Origin of the sequence: Terrirubrum flagellatum, assembly GCF_022059845.1 — a bacterium.
GTDB lineage: Bacteria > Pseudomonadota > Alphaproteobacteria > Rhizobiales > Beijerinckiaceae > Terrirubrum > Terrirubrum flagellatum.
This window is the reverse complement of the sequence record NZ_CP091851.1, coordinates 5,321,821-5,345,705: the sequence shown is the minus strand read 5'-3', so window position 1 is coordinate 5,345,705 and position 23,885 is coordinate 5,321,821. Positions and strand designations below refer to the sequence as shown.

Sequence of the window (23,885 nt, the reverse complement as noted above, 5' to 3'; positions counted from 1 at the left end):
TCCGGGGCGCTCCAAAGGAGCGAGCCCGGAACCCAGAAGAGTGTTCAGCAGCGCGATTGGCCTGGATTCCGGGCTCGCGCGTTCCGCGCGCCCCGGAATGACAAGCTGGAAATAAGGAGCGCTCGTCACACCCCCTGCTGGAAGAACTGATAGACCGCCTTCGCGGTCGCGTCATTGACGCCCGGCGTGCTCGCGAGATCGTCTAGCGACGCGCTTTTGATCGCCTTCACCGTGCCGAAATGCAACAGCAGCGCGCGCTTGCGGCGCGGGCCGATGCCGGGAATCTCATCAAGCGGATTCTTTGACATCTCACGCTTGCGCTTGGCGCGATGCGTGCCGATCGCGAAGCGATGCGCTTCGTCGCGCAGCCGCTGGATGAAATAGAGCGCGGGATCGCGCGGCGGCAGCTTGAAGGCGGAGCGCCCCGGTTGGTGGAACGTTTCCTGTCCCGCATTGCGGTCCGGCCCCTTGGCGATGGCGACGAGCGGCGTGTCGCCCGCGCCGGCGGCGGCGAGCGTCTCGCGCGCGGCTTCGAGCTGACCCTTGCCGCCGTCGATGATCACGAGATCGGGCCAGGCGGGAAAGGCTTCATCATCAGCCGCTTCCACGACGATTTCAGAAACATCAGCCGGAGCCGCTTCGCTGGCGCCCGCCTCAGATTCCGCCTGCGCCGCAGCGCTTTCCTTCACCAGCCGCGAGAAGCGACGCTGCAGCACCTCGCGCATCATGCCGAAATCATCGCCCGGCGTCAGCTCCGTCGATTTGATGTTGAAGGTGCGGTAATGCGTCTTCATGAAGCCGTTGGCGCCGGCGACGATCATCGCGCCGACGGCGTTGGTCCCCATGATGTGCGAGTTGTCATAGACCTCGACGCGGCGCGGCGCTTTCGCCAGCCCGAACGCCGCGCCAAGCGTCGCCAGCAATTTCTCCTGCGAGGCCGTATCGGCGAGCTTGCGCGTCAGCGCCTCGCGCGCATTCTTTTCGGCATGCGCCACGAGGTCGCGCTTCTCGCCGCGCTTCGGAGTCGCGATCTCGACCTTGCAGCCCGCGCGCTGCGAGAAGGCGTCGGCGACGAGCTCGCTTTCCTCGATCTCGTGCGAGAGCAGGATCAGCTTCGGCGTCGGCTTGTCGTCATAGAACTGCGTCACGAAGGCGCCGAGCACCTCGCCGAGCGGCAAAGACTTGTCCGCCTTGGGCGAGAAGGCGCGATTGCCCCAGTTCTGGAAATTGCGGAAGAAGAACACCTCGACGCAGAAATGTCCCGCCTCCTCATGGATGGCGAAAACGTCGGCTTCCTCGACGCTCTGCGGATTGATGTCCTGGTTCGACTGGATCGCAGACATGGCCGCAAGCCGATCCCGCGCGCGCGCCGCGCGCTCGAATTCGAGCGCTTCGGACGCAGCTTGCATCTCGTCGCTCAGCCGCTTGCGCACCGCCATTGAGCGGCCAGCGAGAAAGTCGCGCGTCTCCGTGACGAGTTCGTCATAGTCGTTCTGCGAAATCTCATCGACGCATGGGCCCGAGCAGCGCTTGATCTGGAACAGCAGGCAGGGCCGCGTCCGATTCTCGAACACGGAATCCGAGCAGGAGCGCAGCAGGAACGCGCGCTGCAGCGCGTCGATGGTGCGGCCAACGGCGCCGGCGCTGGCGAAGGGACCGAAATAATCGCCCTTCCGTACGCGCGCGCCACGATGTTTCAGAATCTGCGGCGCGCGATGGTCGCGCGTCAGCAGGATGTAGGGAAACGACTTGTCGTCGCGCAGCAGCACATTGTAGCGCGGCCTGAGCTGCTTGATCAGGTTCGCTTCCAGCAGCAGCGCCTCGGTCTCCGTCTGCGTCGTGACGAATTCCATCGAGGCGGTGTCGGCGATCATGCGCGCGACGCGGTTCGTGTGCGCGCGTCCCAGCGCATATTGCTGCACCCGCTTGCGCAGCGAACGCGCCTTGCCGACATAGAGCACGTCGCCCTTGTGATCGAACATGCGATAGACGCCAGGCCCGTTCGGCAGGGTGCGGGCGAAACGGGCGATCACCTCCATGCCCGTGCGCACCCGCTCGGTGACGTTGGGGTCGAGATTTAGCGCCTCGACTTCCTCGGCGAGCGCGAAATCGTCGGCCTCCGCCGCGTCGCTGGCGGCCGTCGCCGTTCCCTCCGGCAGGTCGTCCGCCGGCGGCGAGGCTCCGATTCGTTGAGAGGACGTCATCTCCGGGATGTAGTGCGGAACAGGGCTCACGGAAATGGCGCCTGCCCAGCGTCTGGCGCCTCGGTCCCGAACCTTCTACATACGGGAGGCGAAGCTGCCTGATGCGACAGGAGACTGCATCCCCGGGCCCTTATCGATCCGAACGGGAGCTGTCCCTGGCCTTGCCCCTGGGCTCGGCCAACACGGCGCCCACCTACGTTGTAGGTGTCCCGGGATCGAAACTCCATCGGTCGAGGCGGCTTCGCACGCAATGATGAGCTCATGACGCTGATTCGCTGGTTCCTGACCTTCACGCTGGTCTTCGCCGCGACGATTTTCGCCCTCGTGATGCTGGCCCTGCTGCTGATCGCCTTCGGCGTTCTGCAGTTCGCGCGGTTGGCGAGCTGGGTGCGCGTGGCGCCGGCCGGCGGCCCGCTTTCGCAGGCTCGCTCCACCACCGCGCCGGCTCAGCCGCGCGCGCCGGATCTCGATCTGCCGGAAGCGCCGCCAGGCGCCTCCGTGCAGCATGTCAGGAGCTGGGACGCGGCGCGCAACCGCGCCGTCGATCGTTGGTACTACAAGGACGCGCAGGGCCAGTGGGTCTTCGTGCGCGCGCCGGGAACCGCATGACTGAAGCTTCCGCCGCCAAGGCGCGCCTTCGGCGCTCCTGCCTCGCCGCGCGCGACGCGCTGCTGATCGACGATCGCCTGATCTGGGACGAGGCGATCATCGAGCGCATTCTCGCGCGCCCGGAGGTGCAGGAGACCAAGGGCCCCGTCGCCGGCTACTGGCAGATGCGCTCCGAGGTCGATATCCGCCCCGTTCTCGCCGAACTCTCGGGCCGCGGCGTGCCGATCTGCCTGCCGGCGGTCGTCGACGACGAGTTGGTGTTCCGCTCCTGGAAGCCATGGGAGTCCGTGGTGCCCGGCGGCTTCGGCACGCTCGTGCCGCCGCCCGACAAGGAGACGATGACGCCGAAGCTGCTGCTCGTCCCCCTCGCCGCTTTCGATCGCAAGGGCGCCCGCATCGGCTATGGCAAGGGCTATTACGACCGGGCCCTCCTGCGGCTCGGCGCGGCCGGCGGAATGACCGCCATCGGCGTCGCCTACTCCGCCCAGGAGACCGCTGACGTGCCGCTGGAGCCGTGGGACCGGCGGCTCGATATGATCGTTACAGAAAAAGAGACGGTGGCGCCGAAACCTTCGGTCGGCTAATCGGAACGACCTTCTCCGGGTCGTTTTCATGCGTCTGCTTTTCCTCGGCGATATCGTCGGCCGTCCCGGCCGCAACATCGTGGTCCAGAAGCTGCCGGCGCTGAGGGAAAGCTGGAAGCTCGACTGCGTCGTCATCAATGGCGAGAATTCCGCCGGCGGCTTCGGCATCACCGAAGCGATCTGTGACGATGTGCTGAACGCCGGCGCCGACGTCATCACGCTCGGCAATCACGCCTGGGATCAGCGCGAAGCGCTTGTTTTCATCGAACGTCAGCCGCGCCTCATTCGTCCCGCGAATTTTCCGCCGGGAACGCCGGGCCGCGGCGCGACGGTCGTCGAGGCGAAGAATGGCGGCCGCGTTCTCGTCGTGAATGTGATGGGGCGCATCTTCATTGATCCGCTCGATGATCCCTTCGCCGCCGTCGAACGCGAGATATCAGCCTGCCCGCTTGGCAAAGGCTGCGACGCGATCATCATCGACGTGCATGCGGAAGCGTCGAGCGAGAAGCAGGCGCTGAGCTGGATGGTGGACGGACGCGCGAGCCTCGTCGTCGGCACGCACACCCATGTGCCGACCGCCGATCATCGCATTCTCCCTGGCGGCACCGCCATGATGGGCGACGCCGGAATGTGCGGCGACTATGAATCGATCCTTGGCATGGAGCGGCACGAGCCGGTCCGCCGCTTCATCGAGAAGACGCCGGGCGCGCGCATCGAGGCCGCGAGCGGCCCCGGCACGCTTGCGGGCGTCGCCGTCGAGACCGACGACAGGACGGGCCTCGCCGTGAAAGTCGCGGCGGTGCGCATCGGGCCGCATCTCGAGGAGTCGCGGCCGACTTTCTGGGAGTGAATGTCGTCGAATTCGTTTGCGCGACGGTTCGTCATTGGCGGCCCCTCTCCTCGCATGCGGGGAGAAGGAAGCTGCCGCGATCGCGAATCAATAAATCTCAAGCCGCGCGCTTCACTCGTCCCTGCTCCGCGATCAGCAGATAGATCGCCGCCGTCCAGGAAAAGCCGAGGCCGCCGAGGCCTTCGCGCGAGATCGGATCGAAATATTCGCACAGTCCCGCGCGCTCGATTCCATCCGCCGTCTCACGCCGGATCGCATCGGCCAATGTCCCTTCGCCATGGCGTTCAAGGCCGCGCGCGATCAGCCAGTTGACGACGGCCCAAACCGGCCCGCGCCAGTAGCGCTTGGATTCAAAGCCCGCCTCGCCCGGCGCCGTGGAAGGAACAAGCATCGCCCCAGACGCCGCGATGGCGCGCAGGGCCGCGACCATCTCCTTCACCTGCGCGCTGGAAGGCGCATCGGTCAGCAGCGGCAGAAAGCCCGCCGACGTCAGGATATCGAGGCGTTCGCCATCGATCAGATCGCGCGACTGGAACTGGCGGCGCGCGCCATTCCACGCTTTCTGCAAGCCGTCGCGAATGAGATCGATGCGCGCCTCTATTTTAGCGGCGTCGCCTCGGTCGCCGAAATCGGCCGCCATCCCGAGCAGCGCTTCTTCCGCCGCGAGCAAAATCGCATTGACGCCGATATCGGCCACCTTGAACGGCGCGATGCGCCACATGCGCGCCGGATTCCATTCCGCCGCGCGATAGGAATCGACGAGATGAATGTAGCGGCGATAATCGATATCGCGCGGCCGCATCGACGCGTCGACATGGCCAGTATCGCGACGCCTGATGGCCGTGACCGTCGTCTCCGGCACGCGCTCGAACGGGCGATCCCATTCCGGGCTGTTGTCGCGCCCCGTCTCCCAATTATGCAGGATCGCGACGAGGCCAGTATTTTCAGGATCGCGCGCGCTGCGCCACCAGCGATGATTGAGCATGGCGGCGCGATAGAGTTTTACGATGCGCTCGCGATGCGCCGAACCGGCGCGGCGTGCGATATCGGCGAGCGCAATGGCGAGCACTGGCGGCTGCGTGATGCCTGATGTCGGAATGCGATGCCGTGTTCCCCAGACTTCCGGCCCGGGAAAATAAGTGTCGGATGGCGCGTGAAAGACGATGTGCGGGATCATGCCGTCGTCCCATTGCCCTTCCACCAGCCGTTCGAGCTCGGTCAGTCCGCGATCGATATCGAAGGTCGCAAAGCCCATGGCGACGAAGGCGGAGTCCCAGTTCCACTGGAAGGGATAGAGGCCGTGCGTCGGCACGGTGTAGCCGCCGCGATCATTGGCGGCGAGAACGGCGCGGGCGTCGTCGATGAATTTCGTTTGCAAAACGGGCATTTCCTTCTTCAGGCGGCTATCACAGCACGCTCGTCAGCGGGATTGATCCAGACAATGCGCTGCAGATTGGGCGACAATCCGACGCGCGCCCCGGCGGCGATGTTGGCGTCAGGACGCGCGGCGACGCGGGCGAGCTGCCCCTCGATGCGCCCGGTGAGCAGGCAGGTCGAGCCAAGCGGCTCAGCCACCGTGACATCGAAGGGAAGCCCCTCGCCGGCTCCTACGATCGTCATGTCCTCGGCGCGCACGCCAGCGATGACCGGCCCGGTCTTCATGGGCGTCGTTGCGGAGAATCCGCCCAGCGACGCGACGCCGTTTGCGACAGGCAGCGAGATGAAATTCATCGGCGGATTGCCGACGAAGCCGCCGACGAATTTCGTCGCCGGGCGCTCATAGATGATCTGCGGCTTGTCGATCTGTTCGATGACGCCCTTGTGCATCAACGCGATACGGTCCGCGAGGCCCATCGCCTCTGTCTGATCATGCGTGACGTAGATCGTCGTCGTGCCGGCCTCGGCGAGCACGGCCTTCAATTCCGTGCGCATTTCCAACCGCAGCAGCGCATCGAGATTGGACAGCGGCTCGTCCATCAGCAGCACCGCAGGCTCGACCGCGAGCGCGCGCGCGACGGCGACACGCTGGCGCTGGCCGCCTGAGAGCTTGGCGGGATAGCGTTCGAGATAAGGCTCGATATGGAGAAGACCTGCTGCGCGCTCGACGGCGCGCTTGACCTCGGCGTCGGACTTCTTCTGCATGCGCAGGCCGAAGCCGACATTCTCATAGACCGTCATATGCGGGAACACCGCATAATTCTGGAACACCATGGCGAGGCCGCGCTCGCGCGGCGCAAGCGCGCTGACGTCGCGATCGCCGATCAGCACGCGGCCGGCGGTCTGCGTCTCCAGCCCCGCGATGATGCGCAGCAGTGTGGTCTTGCCGCAGCCGGAGGGCCCGAGCAGCGCGATGAATTCGCCGTCAGCGACGGTGAGCGACAATTCCGCCAGCGCGGTGACGCCGGCGAATTCCTTGCGGATGCGATCGATGACGATGCCAGCCATGACGCCTACCTGTTAGCGATGCCCCACATCGCGAAGAGATATTTTCTCACCGCGAAGATGAAGACGATCGAGGGAACAATAAGGATGAAGCCGCCGGCGAAGCGGTAATGCAGCGGCGATTCACGTAGCACGGTGAGGAGATAGGCGGTCAGCGTCTTCTCGCGCACGGTGAGAATCGAGGCCGCGAAGACTTCATTCCACGAGATCACGAAAGCGAAGATCGCCGCCGCCGCCATGCCTGGCAGCGCGAGCGGCAGAACGATTTTCAGAAACGCCTGAAGGCGCGTGCAGCCAAACACCCAGGCCGCTTCCTCAAATTCGCGCGGAATGCCCATGAACAGGCTCGACGACACCAGCGCAGCAAAGGGCAGCGCCAGCGCAGTATGAATCAGCGCAACGCCGTAAGGCGTGTCGTAGAGTCCAATGCGGATGAAAGTCACGGTCAGAGGCAGCGCGAGAATCGCGAGCGGAAAGGCGCGCGTCAGGATGATCAGCAGGCGATAGAGGTTCTGGCCCTTGAACGAATAGCGCGCGAGGGCATAGCCCGCAGGCGCGCCAAGCAGGATCGACAGGAACATGCAGAGTGCGGCTGCAATCACGCTGTTGAGAGCGGCTTTGCCCACGCCTTCGATCGCGAGGAAGGTCTGCATCGCCGCAAGCGTCGAATCCATTGGCCATATGCTCTTTGGCCAGCGGAACACTCCTGTGCGCCCGCCAAAGGCGCCGAGCGCGATGAAATAGATCGGGACCAGCACCCAGGCGCAGATCGCGACAACGCCGGAGAGATAGACGGCTCTGCGCAGACCTTTCATGGCTGCGTCTCCGGTTTCACGCGCAAGGCGACGAGATAGCAAACCGTCGCGCCAAGCGAGATCAGCATGACGAGGATGGCGTAAGCCGCAGCGACGCCGTAATTCTGGTTCTCGCTCTGCCAGGCGTAGGCTTCACCGACGAGAACGGGGAAATTACGCCCGCCAATGGCGTAGACGACGGCGAAGACTTCGAACGCCAGCACCGTGCGCAGGATCAGCGCGGATTGCAGGCTGGGTTTCAGAAGAGGAAGTGTGATCTTGCGAAAGCGCGTCCAGGCGTCGGCGCCGAAAATCTCTGCCGCCTCGGCATACTCTTTTGGAATGAGCTGCACGCCGGCGACGAGGATCACGAGCACGATCGCGGTGGCGCGCCAGATTTCCGCGAGCACGATGCCGAGGAACATGGTGCCGGGATTTTCGATGGAGAGCCAGTTCACGGGTCCTTCGATGACGCCGAGCGCATAGAGCGCGGAGTTGAGATAGCCGCGATCCTGCAGGATCGCGAGCCAGACGAGGCCCGCCGCGAGATCGGAGACGCCAAGCGGAATCGTCCATATCCACAGCACGATGTCGCGACCGCTCGTCAGCTTCTGCAGCATCATCGCCATCGCGAGCGCAAATGCGATCTGCAGCGGGATCACGGCCAGCACGAGCAGGAAGGTGTTGCGGATCGACACGCCGAAATTGATGTCGCCGACCATCTTCCGGAAATTCTCAAGCGACGCGCCATCATTACCCGTGAAGGCGAGCCCGATCGTCTGCGCGAGCGGAAGCACGAACAGCAGCAGGAGGAAGATCGTCGAGGGCGCGATCAGCGCATAGGGGAGGAGACGGGAGCGGGTCATGAGGCCTTTCCGTCATCCCGGACGCATTGCGGCGCGTCAGCGACGCGATGCAGATCCGGGACCTTTGGCAGGATGAGCTTCAATCGGTGCGTGATCCCGTGTCTGCGCCGCAATGCTGCGCGTTGCAGCGCGCACGGGATGACGACTTCACATCACCGGGCAGGCGCCCGAGCTCGCCTTGTCAGGCGCCCAGCATGGCGCCTTGGTCTCGTCGATGATCGCCTTCAGCGTCGCCGCCTGCGCGTCGAGCGCAGCGCGCACCGGCTCGTTGCGGATCACGATGCGCTGGAAGGCATCCATATAGACCTTGTTGAACTCGCCGCCCTTCGAGCCGAGACCGACCGGCAGCAGCGACACCAGCGCGTCCTTCGCATTCTGCGTCTTGTCGACGCCTTCGGCGAGAAGCTTCACGCCGCCTGAGAGATCAGCCGGAAGCTGCGCCTTCACCACGGGAAAGAAGCCGAGCTCCGCCGCCATCTTCACCTGCGTCTCGGGCTTCAAGAGATGATCGATCGCAGCGACCGCGCCCGGACGATTCGGCGCGTCCTTCGAAATGCCGAGGCCAGCGATGACGGGCATATATCCGCGTCCCTTCGGCCCCGCCGGCGCCGGGAAGGTGACATAGCCGTTGGGATTTTCGACGAGAGCGTCCTTCAGCCGCGCGATGTGATCAAACGCGACCATCACCTCGCCCGCCATCAGCGGCTCCTGCATGAAGTCGTAATTCAGCGAGTTCGGATTGACGTACTGCCAGATCTCCTTGAACGACGCCCACATCGCTTCCGCATCGGAATTGCGGAAGGTGGAGACGACGCCGCCGGTATAAGACGGATAGAGATAGCCTTGGAAGAATCGCGCCATCAGGCCCTTCGGCCCGGCGGGAAATCCGATCGCGCGCTTGCCGGTCTTCGCCTGGATGTTCTTGCCCCACTCCGCAAGCTGCGCGTAGGTCAGCGCGTTCACGTCGGCGCCTGCCGGCAGATATTGCAGCGCCTCCTTCTTTGCGGCCATCACATAGGTCGCCTGCATCCACGGCACATAGAGAAGCTTGCCGCCGCCGAGCTTGCCGAGCTCCATGAGATTCGCGGGCACACCGCGCGACGTCGCGAGCGAAGCCAGATCATCGACGCTATCCAGCGCGCCGACGGGAACGAGCGGCTGCAATTCGCCATGCAGCGCGCCGACCATCGAGATCGTGCGCTTGCCCGCCTTCGTCTCGGCGTCCATACGCACCTGGAAGGGCGACGGCTCCTCGACGATGAAATTCACGCCGGCCGGACCGCCTTTCAGGATCACCTGCCGAACCTTCTGCGCCTCTTCGACGGGCCGAAGCTGCGTGGACAGAAACAGAATCTCTTGCGCGCGCGCTTGCGCCGAAAGCGCAAATGCGGCGACAGCGCCAAGCATCAACAGCTTCATTGATTTCATCATCGTCTCCTCCGCAACCCTGTTCTCATTCCGACCAAAATGATTGGCCGATCACGTCACGCCGCCGGCCGACTCCCGCCAGATCAGCGACACCGGCCTGATTTCTGAAAGCGACGCCGCGTCCGCGCCATTGATCAGCGCCAGCGCCTTTTCACCGAGGCCATGGCCGACGTCGGCGCCTGGCAGATCCATCGTCGCCAGCGGCGGATCGGTGTAGGGGCTCGCCGGAATATTATCGTGGCCCATGATCGCGACATCGACGCCGGGCTTCAGCCCCGCCGCGCGCAAGGCGCTCATGGCGCCAATCGCGATGCGATCGGTCATGCAAAGAATAGCGGTCGGCAGCGGCCGCATTTCGATCAGCGCGCGCGCCGCGAGAAGGCCGCCCTCCTCTGTGGGTTCGGCTTCCGTAAAAGCGTCGACGGCGAGCCCCGCCGCATTCATCGCGGCGAGCCAGCCCGCCGTGCGGATGCGCGCGAAGGAATATTGCCGGGGCGAGGCGATCAGCGCGACGCGGCGATGGCCGTGCCTGATGAACGCCGCCGTCGCCTCGCGGAAGGCGGTCTCCGCATCGCCGTCGATGAAAGCGAAGGGTTGCCTGTGCTCGCTGCGGCCGAGCGTGACGAAAGGAAACCGGTTCTCGGACAGCCAGCGGATGCGCGGATCATCGACGCGCGTGCGCACCACGATCGCCGCATCGGCGATGCGCGAGGAGACAAGCCTGCGATAGGTCCGCTCCTCCTCTTCGCCCGGACGCGCTGTCATCAGAAGAAGCTGGAAGCCCGCCTCGGACAGCGTCTCGCCGAGCCCGGCCAGCATCTGCGTCATCACCGGCTCGTAGAAATGGCCAGGACCGGCGGGAACGACCAGCGCCACCGCCTCGGCCGAACCACGGCTCAGCCGCCGCGCGATCGGATTGGGCGCGTAGTTCATGGCGCGCGCCGCCGCGCGCACCCTTTCCCGCGTCGCGGCCGAGACATCCTCATAACCGTCAAGCGCGCGCGAGACCGTCGTCTTGGACAGGCCGAGACTGGTGGCGAGAACCTTGAGCGACATGCCCCTCCGCCGATTCCAAACCGGTTTGGCTGCCGCAAATTCGTGCGCCGGCGCCCCAAAGTCAAGCAAACTCGTCGCTGCGCTGCACAATTGCCTTCACCCCAACGCTCGACAGGATCATCGCCCCTGCGCATGGTGCGCCCTCGCGCGAACGAGAGCATGGCGCGAAAAAGTGGGAACCGGTTTTTCGCAAAAGCCATGCTCTCAGCTTTTGAAATCGATCACGGTCCCGCATTTTGATTGATCAATCAAAATGCGGCGTGATCTAAGGGCGCGGCGAATTCACGGGGCGCGCGGCCTATGGCCTATCTCGATCATCTCTTCTCGGCGGCCGGAAAGACGGCGCTGGTCACCGGCGCCGCCACCGGCATCGGCCGCATGGCCGCGGAAGCGCTGGTGCGCGCCGGCGCGCGCGTGCTGATCGCCTCGCGCAAGGGCGACGCCTGCGAGGCCGTCGCAAAGGAGCTCAACGCGCTTGGCGCGTCAGGCTCGTGCGAAGGCTTCGCGGGCGATGTCGGGACAGAGGCGGGCGTGACGGCGCTGGCGGCGGAGGTGAAGGCGCGCGCGTCGCAGCTTCACATTCTCATCAACAACGCCGGCAAGAGCTGGGGCGAGCCGTTCGAACAATTTCCCTGGAAGGCGTGGGATGGAATCATGTCGGTGAACGTCGCCGGCCTGTTTACGCTGACGCGCGATCTGATGCCGCTGCTCGAGGCCTCATCGACCGATGACGATCCCGCGCGCGTGATCAATCTCGGCTCCGTGATGGGTTCGCAGCCGATCGCCGACGGCGCTTATTCCTATTCCGCGTCCAAAGCCGCCGTGCATCATCTCACGCGCATTTTCGCCAAGGAATTTTCCGGCAAGCACATCACCTTCAACGCCTTCGCGCCCGGCCCCTTCCAGAGTCGCATGACGGCATTTGCGACGGCGAGCGAAGAACAGGCGGCGAAAGTCGGATCGACCGTGCCGCTCGGCCGTATCGGCAGACCCGACGATATCGCCGGCGCCGTGCTGTTTCTCTGCGGACGCGGCGGCGCCTATGTCACTGGCGCGATCCTGCCGCTCGATGGCGGCATCGCCTGTGAAGTCGGACATAATTTGTTTGAAGGGGCGCATTGATGGCGGAGACATTGACGATCGAGGAGCTGGCCGCGCGCGTCGGTGAGGAAGTGGGCGTCTCGCGCTGGTTTCTCATCGATCAGTCGCGGATCGATTCTTTCGCGGACGTGACCGAGGATCACCAGTTCATCCATGTCGATCCGGCGGCTGCGGCCGCGACGCCGTTCAAGGGAACGATCGCGCACGGATTTCTCTCGCTCTCGATGCTGAGCGCCTTCGCCTACGACGCGCTGCCTGAAATCGAACATCGCGCCATGGGCGTGAATTATGGATTCGACAAGATTCGTTTTCTCACGCCTGTTCCCTCGGGCGCGAAGGTGCGCGGACGCTTTACGCTGCGCTCCTGCGAACAGAAATCGGCGGTCGACTGGGTGACGAAATACGCGGTCGCCGTCGATATCGAGGGGACTACAAGACCCGCGCTCGTCGCCGACTGGATCACGATGACGAAGATCGCGGCTGAGCACGCCAAAGCGAGGGAAAGCGCATGAGCATCCGCTTCGAGGGCCGCGTCGCCATCGTCACCGGCGCCGGCGGCGGGCTTGGCCGCGCTCATGCGATGGGGCTTGCAGCGCGCGGCGCCAAGGTGGTGATCGCCGATGTCGGCGCGGCGCGCGACGGCACCGGCCGTTCGCTCGAAGCGGCGGAGGCTGTCGTCTCCGAAATCGCCGCCAAAGGCGGGGAAGCCATGGCGGTCGGCGTCGATGTCGCCAATTCCACGGAAGTCGATGTGATGGTCGGCCGCGCGCTGTCGCGCTTCAGCCGCATCGACATTCTGATCAACAACGCCGGCATCCTGCGCGACAAGAGCTTCGCCAAGATGACCGCCGAGGATTTCCGCCTCGTACTCGACGTGCATCTCATGGGCAGCGTGAATTGCGCCAAGGCCGTGTGGGATGCGATGCGCACGCAGAATTATGGCCGCATCGTCTTCACGAGCTCGGGCTCCGGCATCTATGGCAATTTCGGCCAGTCGAATTACGGCGCGGCGAAGACGGCGATGATCGGTCTGATGAATGTGCTGCATCTCGAAGGCCGCAAGCACGACATTCGCGTCAACACGCTGGCGCCGACGGCCGGCACGCGCATGACGGAGGGCCTCGTTCCGCCAGACATCTTTGCGCTGATGACGCCTGAATCGATCACCCCCGGCGTTCTCTATCTCGTCAGTGAGGACGCGCCGTCGCGCGTCATCCTCGCCGCTGGCGCAGGAACCTTCGCGCGCACGCTGATCACGGAGACTGAAGGCGTCTATTTCCCGGAGGCCGAGCGCACGCCCGAAAACATCGCCGCGCGTTTCGACGAGATCAGCGATCCTGCGAAGGAGCTCGAGATCGAGGAAGCGTTCGACCAGACCTACAAGCTCGTCAGCATGGCGGCGAAGGCGATGGGCATCGAGATGCCGAAGCGATGAAGCGCGGCTGAATCTCCATCCAGCGTCATCGCCGGGCTTGACCCGGCGATCCAGCGATTATCCGCGATGTGAAATCTTGTTCTGGATCGCCGGGTCAAGCCCGGCGATGACAGGAGAGGTGCGCAGCACGCTGCAGCGGCAAAGGCTCGTTTCCTGTTCGGCCGCTTACTTCGCCGCGCCAATCACCGGATCGAGTTCGCCCTTGGCGTAGCGCTTCGCCATGTCGGCGAGCGTCGCGACCTTCTTGATCTTCGAAGCCTGGCCGGCGGTGTTGAATTCCTGCAGGCGCTGCTTGCAGAGCTTCGTCATCGCCTCCATGGCGGGCTTCAGATATTTGCGCGGATCGAATTCGCCGGGGCTTTCCGCGAACACTTTCCGGATCTGTCCGGTCATCGCCATGCGGTTGTCGGTGTCGATGTTGATCTTGCGCACGCCGTTGCGGATGCCGCGCTGGATTTCCTCGACCGGCACGCCCCAGGTCGGCTTCATCTGGCCGCCGAACTTGTTGATGACGTCCTGCAATTCCTGCGGCACCGACGAGGAGCCGTGCATCACGAGATGGGTGTTCGGCAGCTTCCGGTGAATCTCCTCGATGACATTCATCGCGAGCACCTTGCCGTCGGGCTTGCGCGAGAATTTGTAGGCGCCGTGCGAGGTGCCCATGGCGATCGCAAGCGCATCAACCTTCGTCTCCGCAACGAATTTCACGGCTTCATCAGGATTGGTGAGAAGCTGGTCATGGCTGAGTTTGCCCTCGGCGCCGTGACCATCTTCCTTCTCGCCTTCGCCGGTTTCGAGCGAGCCGAGCACGCCGAGCTCGCCTTCAACCGAGATGCCTCCGAGATGGGACATCTCGACCACCTTCTTCGTCACGCCGACATTGTAGGTCCAGTCGCCCGGCGTCTTGCCGTCGGATTTCAGTGAACCGTCCATCATGACCGAGGTGAAGCCGGCCTGGATCGCGGTCATGCAGGTCGCAGGCTCGTTGCCGTGATCGAGATGCACGCAAACGGCAATATGCGGATAGATCTCGGTGACCGCATCCATCATGTGCCTGAGCATGACATCGTTCGCATAGGCGCGCGCGCCGCGCGAGGCCTGGATGATCACGGGCGCGTCGACGGCGTTCGCCGCCTCCATGATCGCCAGCGCCTGCTCCATATTGTTGATATTGAAGGCCGGCACGCCATAGTCGTTCTCAGCGGCGTGATCGAGCAATTGGCGCAACGTGATGCGGGCCATGAAACCTCTCTCCCATGCAATCCGGCGATGTTCGGGAGGGTCTTAACGCGCCGGTCGCACAAAACCAAGGCGAGGCGGCTAGTCCGGCGCTCGATTGGAATTCAGGATGAATCGCCGACGCTAAGAGGTCAGTTCCTGGCGGCTTCGAGCGCGGCGAGGCGCTCCTCGATCTTCATAATCCGGTCGATTTCCAGCGTGTTGAGCCGCTCTTCGCAGAGGCCCGCCGTTCCCGCATCATGACCAGCATCGCAGCCGTATTGCGTCGCTCCTGCTTCTGGATCGCTTCAAGGCGATCAAGGCGGCTATCGACGCCATTAAAGCGATCAGTGACGTCACGCCGGAACGACGCGATGTCCTCCTGAATCTTTATCAGGATCTGAGGAACAATGTCGTATGGAATGTCGCTCATAACGAGAACATAACATAAACGACAAGCAGCACAAGCGTAACTGTCAGCTTGCCTTCAGCGCCTCAACGCCCGGCAGCGGCTTGCCTTCCATCCATTCGAGGAAGGCGCCGCCGGCTGTCGAGACATAGGTGAAGGCGTCCGCAGCCTTGGCCTGATTGAGCGCCGCCACGGTGTCGCCGCCGCCGGCGACGGAGACGATTTTCTTTTCTTTCGTCAGCTTCGCCGCATGGCGCGCGGCCTCTACCGTGCCGTGATCGAAGGGATAATGCTCAAACGCGCCAAGCGGGCCGTTCCAGACGAGCGTTGACGAGTCCTCGATCGCGCGGCGGATGCGGTCGACCGAACGCGGACCGACATCGAGGATCATGCCGTCCTTCGGAATCGCATCGACGCCGAAGGTCTGATGCGGCGCATTGGCCTCGAAATGCCAGGCGACGATCGCATCGACCGGCAGGATGATGGCGCAGCCGACATTCTCTGCCTTCAGCATGATCTCGCGCGCAGTCTCCGCGAGATCCTTCTCGCACAACGATTTGCCGACGCTCATGCCCTGCGCGTGCAGAAACGTGTTCGCCATGCCGCCGCCAATGACGAGCGCGTCCACCTTTTTCACGAGATTGCCGAGCAGATCGAGCTTGGTCGACACCTTGGCGCCGCCGACGATAGCGAGCACCGGCTTCTTCGGCTTGTCGAGGCCCTTCGAGAGCGCTTCGAGCTCCGCCTGCATGGCGCGCCCGGCATAGGCCGGCAGCGCATGCGCAAGGCCTTCAGTCGACGCGTGTGCGCGATGCGCGGCGGAGAAGGCGTCGTTGACATAGATGTCGCCGTTCGCCGCGAGCTGCTTCACGAACTCCGGATCGTTCTTTTCCTCTTCCTTGTGGAAGCGGGTATTCTCCAGACACAGCACATGGCCGGGCTGCAGCGCGGCGACCGCTGTGGCCGCCTTCTCGCCGACGCAGTCTTCAGCGAACGCGACCGGCCGATGCAGATGGCGCGCGAGTTCAGCGGCCACCGGCTTCAGCGACTCCTTCGGATCAACGCCCTTCGGCCGGCCGAAATGGGCGAGCAGGATGGCCTTGCCGCCCTTGTCGGCGATTTCCCTGATCGTCGGCAGCACGCGCTCGATGCGCGTCGCATCGGTCACCTTGCCATGATCCATCGGCACATTGAGATCGACGCGCACCAGCACGCGCTTGTTGGCGAGATCGGCGGAATCGAGCGTGCGGAAGGAAGTCATGTGTCGTCAGTCGGTCAGCCCTGACGAGCGCCGGAACTCGTCGCGGCGGGCGCGGCGTGGAGACGGTCGAGCCGCGGCAGGAACGCCGTGAGGAACCCGATCGCCGGCAGGTAGCTGCACACCTTGTAAGCGAATTCGATGCTCGTTGCATCGGCGAGAATGCCGAGCACAGCGGCGCCGAGGCCGCCCATGCCGAAGGCCATGCCGAAGAACAGGCCGCCGATCATGCCGACGCGGCCGGGCACCAGCTCCTGCGCAAAGACGATGATCGCCGGAAAGGCCGACGCCATGAGGAAGCCGATGATGATGCTGAGCGCGATCGTCGCCGGCAATCCGACATAGGGCAGCGCGACCGTGAAGGGCAGCACGCCAACAATCGACAGCCACATGATGTTGAGCCGGCCGATTTTGTCGCCGAGCCAGCCGCCGACAAGCGTGCCAATCGCGATCGAAAGGCCGAAGATGAAGAGATAGAGCTGCGAATCCTGCACCGACAGCCCGAAATGGTGGATGAGGTAGAAGGTGTAATACGAGCTGAAGCTCGACATGTAGAAATTCTTCGAGAACGTCAGCGCAAGCAGGATCACGATCGCCCACACGACGCGGCTGCGGCCGAAATGCGCCGCCGGCGTGACGGCTCTCACGGCTGCGACAGGCTTCGGCGCGCGCAGGCGCTCGCGATACCAGACGCCGACCCAGCCAAGCAGCGCCATGCCGAACAGCGCGACGCCGGCGAACCAGGACACGCTCGCCTGGCCGTGCGGCACGACGATCAGTGCAGCCAGCAGCGGGCCGATCGCCTGGCCGGCGTTGCCGCCGACCTGAAACACCGACTGGGTGAAGCCATGCCGGCCGCCCGACGCCATGCGCGCCACGCGCGAAGCCTCGGGATGGAAGATCGAGGAGCCCGCGCCGATCATCGCGCCGGCGATCAGCATGAAGCCGAAGGAGTGCGCCGTCGCCACCATCAGGAGGCCGATGAGCGACAGGAACATGCCGAGCGTCAGCGAGAACGGCATGGGCTTGGCGTCGGTGTAGACGCCGACGAAGGGTTGCAACAGGCTCGCCGTCACCTGGAAGGCGAAGGTGATGAGGCCGATCTGGCTGAAGTTGAGATCGAGCGAATCCTTCACGATCGGATAGATCGCCGGCAGCAGCGACTGCACGAGATCGTTGAGGCCATGGGAGAAGCTGAGCGCCAGCACAATGGCGAAAGCCGGCCCGGCCATCGCGGAGGCGCGCGGCGCGCTCGCGGGGGAAACGGTTCCTGCGTCTGTGCTGGCCATGATCTATCTTTCAGACGGCAGCTGCGCCCACTTTTAAGAAAATTGGCGGCGTATCGTCGTAATTTAATCCGGCGCGGACCGATTTCCGCGTCGCGCCGGGCCGATACGCCAAAAAACGGCGCGCGGGACAACCCCGCGCGCCGCATAGCTGATCAGATGATCTTCGCCATCGCGACGGCGGTGTCCGACATGCGGTTCGAGAAGCCCCATTCATTGTCGTACCAGGAGAGCACGCGCACGAAGTCGCCTTCCATCACCTTGGTCTGGTCGAGCGCCAGCGTCGAGGAATGCGGATCATGGTTGAAGTCGATCGAGACGTTCGGCTGATCGGTCACCGTGAGAATGCCCTTGAGCGCGCCCTTCGACGCCGCGATCACGGCGTCGTTGATCTCCTGCACCGAGGTCTTCTTCTTGGCGTGGAACTTGAAATCGACGACCGAGACGTTCGGCGTCGGCACGCGGATCGAAGAGCCGTCGAGCTTGCCCTTCAATTCCGGCAGCACGAGGCCGACCGCCTTCGCCGCGCCGGTCGAAGTCGGGATCTGCGACATCGCCGCCGCGCGGGCGCGATAGAGATCCTTGTGCATTGTATCCAGCGTCGGCTGGTCGCCTGTGTAGGAATGGATCGTCGTCATGAAGCCCTTCTCGATGCCGACGGCGTCGTTCAGCACCTTCACCACGGGCACGAGGCAGTTCGTCGTGCAGGAGGCGTTTGAGACGACCATGTGCTCCCTGGTGAGCTTGTCGTGATTGACGCCATAGACGACGGTGAGGTCGGCGCCGTCAGCAGGCGCCGAAACGAGCACGCGCTTCGCGCCGGCGGTGAGATGCGCCGCGGCCTTCTCCTTCGACGTGAAGATGCCGGTGCACTCCATCGCGATGTCGATGCCGAGATCCTTGTGCGGCAGCTCGGCCGGGCTCTTGATCGCAGTGACCTTGATCTTGTGGCCGTCGACGATGATCGAGTCGCCGTCGACCTTCACGTCGGCCGGGAACTTGCCGTGCACGCTGTCGAAGCGCAGCAGATGGGCGTTGGTCTCGACCGGGCCGAGATCGTTGACGCCGACGACGACGATGTCCTTGCGGCCCGACTCCACGATGGCGCGCAGCACGTTGCGGCCGATGCGCCCGAACCCGTTGATGAAGACCTTCACCGCCATGAGCTTTCTCCGATCCAGTGCATTAGCCGCAAAGCGGCCCGGCCAGCGCCGCTTGCCTGCGTCCCTTGAGGAACGGAGGCGAGATTGACGCTTTCGCGGCGCATATCGCAGCCGCAAGGGGCGAAGACAAGGCGAAACCCCTGCGGAAGGTGAAAACCGGCCATCTCCGCCACTTGTCGCGCCGCCTCAGCGCAAGAGACCATGAAGCGTGGCGGCGACGAGCAGGATCGCGAAGCCGACATTGGCGATGCGCGACCGAACGGGATCGCGGAGCAATTGCGACAGCGAGGCGCCTGCAATGAGCCAGCCGAGATGGATGAGAACAATCATCCCCGTGAGGACCGCGAATTTGAGCGCGCCGTCGACGAAACGCCCATCCCGGAACAGCGTGACGCCCGCGAAGACGGCTGCAATGGCGAACCAGGCCTTGGGATTGGCGATGGCGAGCGCCAGGCCGGCGGCGAGCGGCGGCGCCTGACGCGCCGCATCAGGCTCGCCAAGCGGCGGCGCGGTCGCGATCCGGAACGCCAGCCAGAGCATGTAGACGGCCGACAGGATCGTCAGCGCCGTCGCCGCGGCGGGAACCGAGAGCAGCAGCGCCACAGCTCCACTGGCGACGGCGGCCAAAACCACCGTTGTTCCCAGGATCAGCCCCGCGGCGTAGGGCAACGAGCGGCGGAAACCGAAGGCGGCGCCGACCGCCGTGACGCTGACTGTCGACGGGCCCGGACTGCCCATGACGATCAGGGACGACAGGATCAGCGACAGGAGCGCCGCGCCGAAATCCGGCGCGAAAAAAGGCATGATCGAGGGACCTCTTCATGCGGTCCCGCATAATGTCGCGAACGCGCGCGGATCGTCTTGAACGATCCTGCGCGCTGAACTCAGGCGCGGTTGTGCGCCTTCATCACCGCGTCGGCGACCGCTTCAGCGGTGATGCCGAAATCCTTGTAGACCTCCTTGTACGGGCCGCTGGCGCCGAAGCTGTGCATGCCGACGAACAGCCCGTCGGCGCCGATCAACGCGTCCCACCCCTGTCGCACGGCGGCTTCGACCGCGATGCGGATCGGCGCGTCGCCAATGACCTTGGCGCGCACATCTTCAGGCTGGCTCAGGAACAATTCGAGCGACGGCACGGAGACGACGCGGGCGCGCACGCCCTTCTCCGCCAGGAGCTTCCGCGCATTGACGGCGATCTCGATCTCGGACCCCGTCGCGAAGATCGTCGCCTGCGCCTTGCCGCCTTCAGCCGGGAACAACTCATAGGCGCCGCCGGCGCAGCGATTGGGTTTCGCATCGGTGCGAAGCTGCGGCAGATTCTGGCGCGTCAGCGCGAGCACCGTCGGACCGTCATTGCGATTGAGAGCAAGCTCCCAGCATTCCGCCGTCTCGATCGAATCGCAGGGACGGAACACGCGCATGTTCGGGATCGCGCGCAGCGCCGCGAGATGTTCGACCGGCTGGTGCGTCGGCCCGTCTTCGCCGAGGCCGATCGAGTCATGCGTCATGACATAGACGACGCCGAGGCCCATCAGCGCCGCGAGCCGCATCGACGGGCGCGCATAATCGGTGAAGACGAGGAACGTCGCGCCGTTCGGCTTGAAGCCGCCATGCAGCCAGATGCCGTTGAGCGCTGCGGCCATGCCATGCTCACGGATGCCGTAATGCACGAAGCGGCCCTTCGGCGTCTTCGCCGAGAAGGCGATGGCCTCCTTCGCCTTGTTGTTGTTTGATCCCGTGAGATCGGCCGAGCCCGCGAGAAATTCCGGCATCACGGGCACGATCGCCTCGATCGCGGCTTCGGAGGATTTGCGCGTCGCGATGTTCTGCGGCGTTTCGAGCAGCGCCTTCTTGTGCACGGCGAGCGCCTTCGCAAGCTGCGCCGGCGGCTCATGGCGGAGACGGCGCTCGAACTCAGAACGCTTGCGCGGCGACAGGATCGCCATGCGTTCTTCCCATTCCTTGCGCGCCACAGCGCCGCGCGCGCCGGCGGCGCGCCACTGCTTCAGCACATCGTCGGGAACGGAGAAGGGTTCGAGCGAAATGCCGAGCGCTTCCTTCGCCGCCTTGAGCTCGTCAGCGCCGAGCGCTTCGCCATGGGCCTTCGCTGTGCCAGCCTTCTTCGGCGCGCCGTAACCAATCACGGTGCGGCACGCGATCAGCGAGGGCTTCGAGGATTTCTGCGCGCGTTCGATCGCGGCGGCGATCGCCTCCTGATCCATGCCGTCGACGCGCTCGGCGCGCCAGCCGGCGGCCTGGAAGCGCTTCACCTGATCGACCGAATCCGCGATCGACAGCGGCCCGTCGATCGAGATGTGGTTGTCGTCATGGAGCACGATCAGCTTGTTCAGCTTCCAGTGCCCGGCCATGGCGATCGCTTCCTGCGACACGCCCTCCATGAGGTCGCCGTCGGACGCCAGCACATAGGTGTGATGATCGACCGCCTTCTTGCCGAACTCTGCGGCGAGCATTTTCTCAGCCGCCGCCATGCCGACCGCGGTCGCGATACCCTGGCCGAGCGGACCCGTGGTCGTCTCGACGCCGCGGGTGACGAAATTCTCGGGATGCCCCGGCGTCTTGGAATGGAGCTGGCGGAAGCGCTTGATCTCGTCGAGCGTCATGCCGGGAACGCCGGTGAGATAGAGCAGCGCGTAGAGCAGCATCGAGCCGTGGCCGGCCGACAGCACGAAGCGATCGCGATCCGGCCATTCCGGCTGGCTGGCGTCGAATTTGAGGAAGCGCGTGAACAGAACTGTCGCCATGTCGGCCGCCCCCATGGGCAGACCGGGATGGCCGGACTTGGCCTTCTCGACGCCGTCCATGGCGAGCGCGCGGATGGCGTTGGCCATCGGGTTTGCGGTGCGGGGCTTGTCGAGCATGGGCGTCCTGGCGCGAAGGCGGCCGCGCGGGACACGGGCCGCATTTTGACGGAAATGACGCCGCGGAGAGCGGCGGTCCGGAAGCCCGCGCCTGATAACATCGCCCCGGACCATGTCAAAGCGCGCGAAAACACCGTCCCCAGGGAGCGTTCGGCCCGGCTGCGTTTTCGCAGCGCACAAAGCAAGCGACCGGCTGCCGTAACGTTAAAAGTCGGCATTTCCGGTTGACGGTTGAAGGGTCGGGAAAGCCTCGGTAAATCCATGCGTTGACGGGGGGAAATCGCAGCGCCTACCCTCCCTTCGCCTCCAGTCTGCTTCGGCGAACAAGGGAATTTCGCAAGACAATGGCCGAGACTGTCACACTGGACCGGGCGCTCGCGCGCCTTGCCGCCGCTTTGGACGGACTTGAGACGGTCGTCGGATTGCGCATCGCCCATGATGGGGCGCGGCCCGACGTGGAGGCGGAGCTTGGCGTCATGAAAGAGGACCGCGCCCGCCTGGCGCAGGATCTCGACGCCTCTCTGGCGCGCGGACGGCGTCTCGACGCCGCCCTCGTTGAATCGGGCGAGCGCATCGATCGCGCCATGGGCGAAATCCGCGCCGTCCTCGACGCCAATCCCGAACTCGGATGAAGCATGGGTCAAGTTTCGGTTACGGTCGCGGGAAAGTCCTATCGTATCGGGTGCAATGACGGCGAGGAGCCGCATCTCCTCGCTCTCGCGGAAGCCGTCGACGCCAAGATTGCGGAGCTGCGCGAGAATTTCGGCGAGATCGGCGACATGCGCCTGCATGTCATGGCCGCGCTCACCTTCGCCGACGAAACAGCGGAGATGAAAAAGCGCCTCGATCGTCTCGAGGGCGAGATCGCGACGCTGCAAACCGAGGCGCAGGCGCGCGACGCGCGCGCCAAGTCGGAAGGCGATCAACTCGCAACCGCGCTCGACGCGGCGGCCCAGCGCGTCGAAGCGCTGGCGAGGAAACTGAAATAGGCGCGCTTCTTCGGCGGAACTCTCAGCCCGTCATGGCCGGGCTTGGCCCGGGCGCCCACGCCTTCTAATAAATATCCGACTTGATCGTGGGATGGCCGGGCCACGCCCGGCCATGACATTTTCGGAGAAGCGACACGCCATGGCTCTTCATTTCACCTCCGATGAATTCGCCGCGCGCAAGGCGCGTCTCCTGAAAGCGATGGAGGCTGCGAAGCTCGACGGCCTGCTGATGTTCCAGCAGGAATCGATGTATTGGCTGACCGGTTACGACACCTTCGGCTTCTGCTTCTTCCAGTGCCTTTATCTCTCGTCTGACGGAAAGCTCGCGCTTCTCACGCGCTCCGCCGATCTCCGACAGGCGCGGCTCACGTCGATCATCCAGGACATCCGCATCTGGAAGGATGGCGCCGACGCCAATCCGGCGCTGAATCTGAAAGACATGGTCGCGTCGCTTGGCGGCGGCGGCAAGCCCCTCGGCGTCGAATATGAGAGCTACGGGCTCGTCGCCGCGAACGGCAGAAAACTCGACGCGGCTTTCGCAGGTTTCGCCGATCTCGTCGACGCCTCCAATCTCGTGGTGCGCCTGCGCGCGGTGAAATCGCCCGCCGAAATCGCCTATGTCAGGCGCGCTGGCGCGCTCTGCGATGCGGCCGATCGCGCAGGCATCGAAAAGACCTTCGCCGGCGCCGATGAAGGCGACATCCTGGCTAGCATGCATGACGAGATTTTCAGAGGTGGCGGCGATTATCCCGCCAACGAGTTCATCATCGGCTCGTCGCGAGACGCTCTGCTTTGCCGCTACAAGTCGGGCCGCCGCAAGCTCGACGCGAATGATCAGATCACGCTCGAATTCGCCGGCGCCTATCGCCATTATCATGTCGCGGCGATGCGCACGCATATCGTCGGCGAGCCGCGCGCGAAGCATCGCGACTATCATCGCATCGCGAAGGAGGCGCTCGCCGCCTGTGAGACCGAGATGCGGCCGGGCCGCACCGCCGGCGACGTGTTCGCCGCGCACGCGAAGACGTTCGATCGCAACGGCGCCGGTTCGCATCGGCTCAACGCCTGCGGCTATTCGCTGGGCGCGCGCTTCACGCCGTCATGGATGGACTGGCCGATGTTCTATGAAGCCAATCCCTGGCCGCTCGAACCGGGGATGGTGATGTTCGCGCACATGATCCTGATGGATTCGGAGACGGACACCGCCATGTGTCTCGGCCGCACCTATCTCGTCACCGAGGGCGCCGCCGAGCCGCTCAACCTGCCCGATCTGGACCTTATGATCCGATAGGGCTACGAAGCCGACTTCCGCCA

At 64.5% G+C, this 23,885-nt stretch carries 23 protein-coding genes and 1 other RNA gene; 10 read left to right on the top strand and 14 right to left on the bottom strand.

All coding sequences use genetic code 11. The features are described from left to right. Positions 1–125: 125 nt before the first annotated feature. Positions 126–2,204, bottom strand: a complete 2,079-nt coding sequence (uvrC, locus tag L8F45_RS26065) for an excinuclease ABC subunit UvrC (protein WP_342363577.1) — start codon at positions 2,202–2,204, stop codon at positions 126–128. Positions 2,205–2,292: 88 nt separating this feature from the next. Between uvrC and ssrS the strand changes: the two genes are divergently transcribed. The 4 genes from ssrS to L8F45_RS26045 all read left to right on the top strand — a co-directional run bounded on the left by ssrS (position 2,293) and on the right by L8F45_RS26045 (position 4,247). Continuing rightward, positions 2,293–2,450, top strand: a non-coding RNA gene (gene ssrS, locus L8F45_RS26060) — 6S RNA. Positions 2,451–2,465: 15 nt separating this feature from the next. Beyond that, a complete protein-coding gene (locus L8F45_RS26055; RefSeq protein WP_342360739.1) occupies positions 2,466–2,813 on the top strand; it encodes a hypothetical protein in 348 nt (115 codons plus the stop codon). Continuing rightward, on the top strand, positions 2,810–3,397 hold the full coding sequence (locus L8F45_RS26050) for a 5-formyltetrahydrofolate cyclo-ligase (RefSeq protein ID WP_342360738.1): 588 nt from the start codon (positions 2,810–2,812) through the stop codon (positions 3,395–3,397). The genes L8F45_RS26055 and L8F45_RS26050 overlap by 4 nt, the downstream gene beginning before the upstream one ends. A 28-nt stretch (positions 3,398–3,425) precedes the next feature. Next, on the top strand, positions 3,426–4,247 hold the full coding sequence (locus L8F45_RS26045) for a TIGR00282 family metallophosphoesterase (protein ID WP_342360737.1): 822 nt from the start codon (positions 3,426–3,428) through the stop codon (positions 4,245–4,247). Between the two features lie 97 nt (positions 4,248–4,344). Here L8F45_RS26045 and L8F45_RS26040 read toward each other — a convergent pair whose 3' ends face one another. From L8F45_RS26040 to L8F45_RS26015, 6 genes are all read right to left on the bottom strand, one after another. Continuing rightward, the gene (locus L8F45_RS26040; protein ID WP_342360736.1) at positions 4,345–5,634 is read right to left on the bottom strand and encodes an MGH1-like glycoside hydrolase domain-containing protein; all 1,290 of its coding nucleotides are present in this window, start codon (positions 5,632–5,634) and stop codon (positions 4,345–4,347) included. Positions 5,635–5,642: 8 nt separating this feature from the next. Next, positions 5,643–6,692, bottom strand: coding sequence for an ABC transporter ATP-binding protein (locus tag L8F45_RS26035; RefSeq protein WP_342360735.1), 1,050 nt, complete (start codon positions 6,690–6,692; stop codon positions 5,643–5,645). 5 nt (positions 6,693–6,697) lie between these two features. Next, positions 6,698–7,504 (bottom strand): carbohydrate ABC transporter permease, encoded by an 807-nt coding sequence (locus tag L8F45_RS26030; RefSeq protein ID WP_342360734.1) that lies wholly within the window; start codon positions 7,502–7,504, stop codon positions 6,698–6,700. Further along, positions 7,501–8,349, bottom strand: coding sequence for a carbohydrate ABC transporter permease (locus L8F45_RS26025; RefSeq protein WP_342360733.1), 849 nt, complete (start codon positions 8,347–8,349; stop codon positions 7,501–7,503). The genes L8F45_RS26030 and L8F45_RS26025 overlap by 4 nt, the downstream gene beginning before the upstream one ends. A 147-nt stretch (positions 8,350–8,496) precedes the next feature. Beyond that, positions 8,497–9,777 carry an extracellular solute-binding protein gene (locus L8F45_RS26020; RefSeq protein ID WP_425330047.1) on the bottom strand — a complete coding sequence of 427 codons (1,281 nt, stop codon included), beginning with the start codon at positions 9,775–9,777 and terminating at the stop codon, positions 8,497–8,499. A 51-nt stretch (positions 9,778–9,828) separates the two neighbouring features. After that, a complete protein-coding gene (locus tag L8F45_RS26015) occupies positions 9,829–10,833 on the bottom strand; it encodes a substrate-binding domain-containing protein (protein ID WP_342360732.1) in 1,005 nt (334 codons plus the stop codon). Between the two features lie 300 nt (positions 10,834–11,133). Between L8F45_RS26015 and L8F45_RS26010 the strand changes: the two genes are divergently transcribed. The 3 genes from L8F45_RS26010 to L8F45_RS26000 are packed head-to-tail and all read left to right on the top strand — an operon-like array spanning position 11,134 to position 13,369. Beyond that, the gene (locus L8F45_RS26010) at positions 11,134–11,955 is read left to right on the top strand and encodes an SDR family oxidoreductase (protein ID WP_342360731.1); all 822 of its coding nucleotides are present in this window, start codon (positions 11,134–11,136) and stop codon (positions 11,953–11,955) included. After that, positions 11,955–12,446, top strand: a complete 492-nt coding sequence (locus tag L8F45_RS26005; RefSeq protein ID WP_342360730.1) for a MaoC family dehydratase — start codon at positions 11,955–11,957, stop codon at positions 12,444–12,446. The genes L8F45_RS26010 and L8F45_RS26005 overlap by 1 nt, the downstream gene beginning before the upstream one ends. Continuing rightward, on the top strand, positions 12,443–13,369 hold the full coding sequence (locus L8F45_RS26000) for an SDR family NAD(P)-dependent oxidoreductase (protein ID WP_342360729.1): 927 nt from the start codon (positions 12,443–12,445) through the stop codon (positions 13,367–13,369). The genes L8F45_RS26005 and L8F45_RS26000 overlap by 4 nt, the downstream gene beginning before the upstream one ends. Positions 13,370–13,534: 165 nt before the next feature. Here the strand turns inward: L8F45_RS26000 and fba are convergent, their stop codons facing one another. The 7 genes from fba to tkt all read right to left on the bottom strand — a co-directional run bounded on the left by fba (position 13,535) and on the right by tkt (position 21,582). Continuing rightward, positions 13,535–14,611: a class II fructose-bisphosphate aldolase gene (fba, locus tag L8F45_RS25995; protein WP_342360728.1), complete on the bottom strand. Its 1,077-nt coding sequence runs from the start codon at positions 14,609–14,611 to the stop codon at positions 13,535–13,537. Between the two features lie 172 nt (positions 14,612–14,783). After that, positions 14,784–15,020 (bottom strand): hypothetical protein, encoded by a 237-nt coding sequence (locus L8F45_RS25990; RefSeq protein ID WP_342360727.1) that lies wholly within the window; start codon positions 15,018–15,020, stop codon positions 14,784–14,786. Positions 15,021–15,063: 43 nt separating this feature from the next. Beyond that, on the bottom strand, positions 15,064–16,257 hold the full coding sequence (locus L8F45_RS25985; RefSeq protein ID WP_342360726.1) for a phosphoglycerate kinase: 1,194 nt from the start codon (positions 16,255–16,257) through the stop codon (positions 15,064–15,066). Between the two features lie 14 nt (positions 16,258–16,271). Further along, positions 16,272–17,543, bottom strand: a complete 1,272-nt coding sequence (locus tag L8F45_RS25980; protein WP_425329966.1) for an MFS transporter — start codon at positions 17,541–17,543, stop codon at positions 16,272–16,274. Between the two features lie 152 nt (positions 17,544–17,695). After that, the gene (gene gap / locus L8F45_RS25975) at positions 17,696–18,703 is read right to left on the bottom strand and encodes a type I glyceraldehyde-3-phosphate dehydrogenase (protein ID WP_342360725.1); all 1,008 of its coding nucleotides are present in this window, start codon (positions 18,701–18,703) and stop codon (positions 17,696–17,698) included. A 186-nt stretch (positions 18,704–18,889) separates the two neighbouring features. Further along, positions 18,890–19,507, bottom strand: coding sequence for a LysE family translocator (locus L8F45_RS25970; RefSeq protein ID WP_342360724.1), 618 nt, complete (start codon positions 19,505–19,507; stop codon positions 18,890–18,892). Between the two features lie 80 nt (positions 19,508–19,587). Further along, positions 19,588–21,582 (bottom strand): transketolase, encoded by a 1,995-nt coding sequence (gene tkt, locus L8F45_RS25965; RefSeq protein WP_342360723.1) that lies wholly within the window; start codon positions 21,580–21,582, stop codon positions 19,588–19,590. A gap of 344 nt (positions 21,583–21,926) precedes the next feature. Here tkt and L8F45_RS25960 point away from each other — a divergent pair, with 344 nt between their 5' ends. From L8F45_RS25960 to L8F45_RS25950, 3 genes are all read left to right on the top strand, one after another. Next, on the top strand, positions 21,927–22,214 hold the full coding sequence (locus L8F45_RS25960; RefSeq protein ID WP_342360722.1) for a DUF4164 family protein: 288 nt from the start codon (positions 21,927–21,929) through the stop codon (positions 22,212–22,214). Positions 22,215–22,217: 3 nt separating this feature from the next. Then, positions 22,218–22,571 (top strand): cell division protein ZapA, encoded by a 354-nt coding sequence (locus L8F45_RS25955; RefSeq protein ID WP_342360721.1) that lies wholly within the window; start codon positions 22,218–22,220, stop codon positions 22,569–22,571. 139 nt (positions 22,572–22,710) lie between these two features. Continuing rightward, entirely contained in the window at positions 22,711–23,862 is a 1,152-nt protein-coding gene (locus L8F45_RS25950; RefSeq protein ID WP_342360720.1) for a M24 family metallopeptidase, read from the top strand. Positions 23,863–23,885: the final 23 nt, after the last annotated feature.

Excerpts from the sequence above, each read along its gene's own strand:
- uvrC (WP_342363577.1), bottom strand. The coding sequence starts at position 2,204 with ATGACGTCCTCTCAACGAATCGGAGCCTCGCCGCCGGCGGACGACCTG.
- L8F45_RS26035 (WP_342360735.1), bottom strand. The coding sequence starts at position 6,692 with ATGGCTGGCATCGTCATCGATCGCATCCGCAAGGAATTCGCCGGCGTC.
- L8F45_RS25990 (WP_342360727.1), bottom strand. The coding sequence starts at position 15,020 with ATGAGCGACATTCCATACGACATTGTTCCTCAGATCCTGATAAAGATT.
- L8F45_RS25955 (WP_342360721.1), top strand. The coding sequence starts at position 22,218 with ATGGGTCAAGTTTCGGTTACGGTCGCGGGAAAGTCCTATCGTATCGGG.
- L8F45_RS26015 (WP_342360732.1), bottom strand. The coding sequence starts at position 10,833 with ATGTCGCTCAAGGTTCTCGCCACCAGTCTCGGCCTGTCCAAGACGACG.
- L8F45_RS25980 (WP_425329966.1), bottom strand. The coding sequence starts at position 17,543 with ATGGCCAGCACAGACGCAGGAACCGTTTCCCCCGCGAGCGCGCCGCGC.
- L8F45_RS25960 (WP_342360722.1), top strand. The coding sequence starts at position 21,927 with ATGGCCGAGACTGTCACACTGGACCGGGCGCTCGCGCGCCTTGCCGCC.
- L8F45_RS26025 (WP_342360733.1), bottom strand. The coding sequence starts at position 8,349 with ATGACCCGCTCCCGTCTCCTCCCCTATGCGCTGATCGCGCCCTCGACG.
- L8F45_RS25970 (WP_342360724.1), bottom strand. The coding sequence starts at position 19,507 with ATGCCTTTTTTCGCGCCGGATTTCGGCGCGGCGCTCCTGTCGCTGATC.
- gap (WP_342360725.1), bottom strand. The coding sequence starts at position 18,703 with ATGGCGGTGAAGGTCTTCATCAACGGGTTCGGGCGCATCGGCCGCAAC.
- L8F45_RS26010 (WP_342360731.1), top strand. The coding sequence starts at position 11,134 with ATGGCCTATCTCGATCATCTCTTCTCGGCGGCCGGAAAGACGGCGCTG.
- L8F45_RS25985 (WP_342360726.1), bottom strand. The coding sequence starts at position 16,257 with ATGACTTCCTTCCGCACGCTCGATTCCGCCGATCTCGCCAACAAGCGC.
- L8F45_RS26050 (WP_342360738.1), top strand. The coding sequence starts at position 2,810 with ATGACTGAAGCTTCCGCCGCCAAGGCGCGCCTTCGGCGCTCCTGCCTC.
- L8F45_RS26020 (WP_425330047.1), bottom strand. The coding sequence starts at position 9,777 with ATGAAATCAATGAAGCTGTTGATGCTTGGCGCTGTCGCCGCATTTGCG.
- L8F45_RS26005 (WP_342360730.1), top strand. The coding sequence starts at position 11,955 with ATGGCGGAGACATTGACGATCGAGGAGCTGGCCGCGCGCGTCGGTGAG.
- L8F45_RS26045 (WP_342360737.1), top strand. The coding sequence starts at position 3,426 with ATGCGTCTGCTTTTCCTCGGCGATATCGTCGGCCGTCCCGGCCGCAAC.
- L8F45_RS26030 (WP_342360734.1), bottom strand. The coding sequence starts at position 7,504 with ATGAAAGGTCTGCGCAGAGCCGTCTATCTCTCCGGCGTTGTCGCGATC.
- tkt (WP_342360723.1), bottom strand. The coding sequence starts at position 21,582 with ATGCTCGACAAGCCCCGCACCGCAAACCCGATGGCCAACGCCATCCGC.
- L8F45_RS26000 (WP_342360729.1), top strand. The coding sequence starts at position 12,443 with ATGAGCATCCGCTTCGAGGGCCGCGTCGCCATCGTCACCGGCGCCGGC.
- L8F45_RS26040 (WP_342360736.1), bottom strand. The coding sequence starts at position 5,634 with ATGCCCGTTTTGCAAACGAAATTCATCGACGACGCCCGCGCCGTTCTC.
- fba (WP_342360728.1), bottom strand. The coding sequence starts at position 14,611 with ATGGCCCGCATCACGTTGCGCCAATTGCTCGATCACGCCGCTGAGAAC.
- L8F45_RS26055 (WP_342360739.1), top strand. The coding sequence starts at position 2,466 with ATGACGCTGATTCGCTGGTTCCTGACCTTCACGCTGGTCTTCGCCGCG.
- L8F45_RS25950 (WP_342360720.1), top strand. The coding sequence starts at position 22,711 with ATGGCTCTTCATTTCACCTCCGATGAATTCGCCGCGCGCAAGGCGCGT.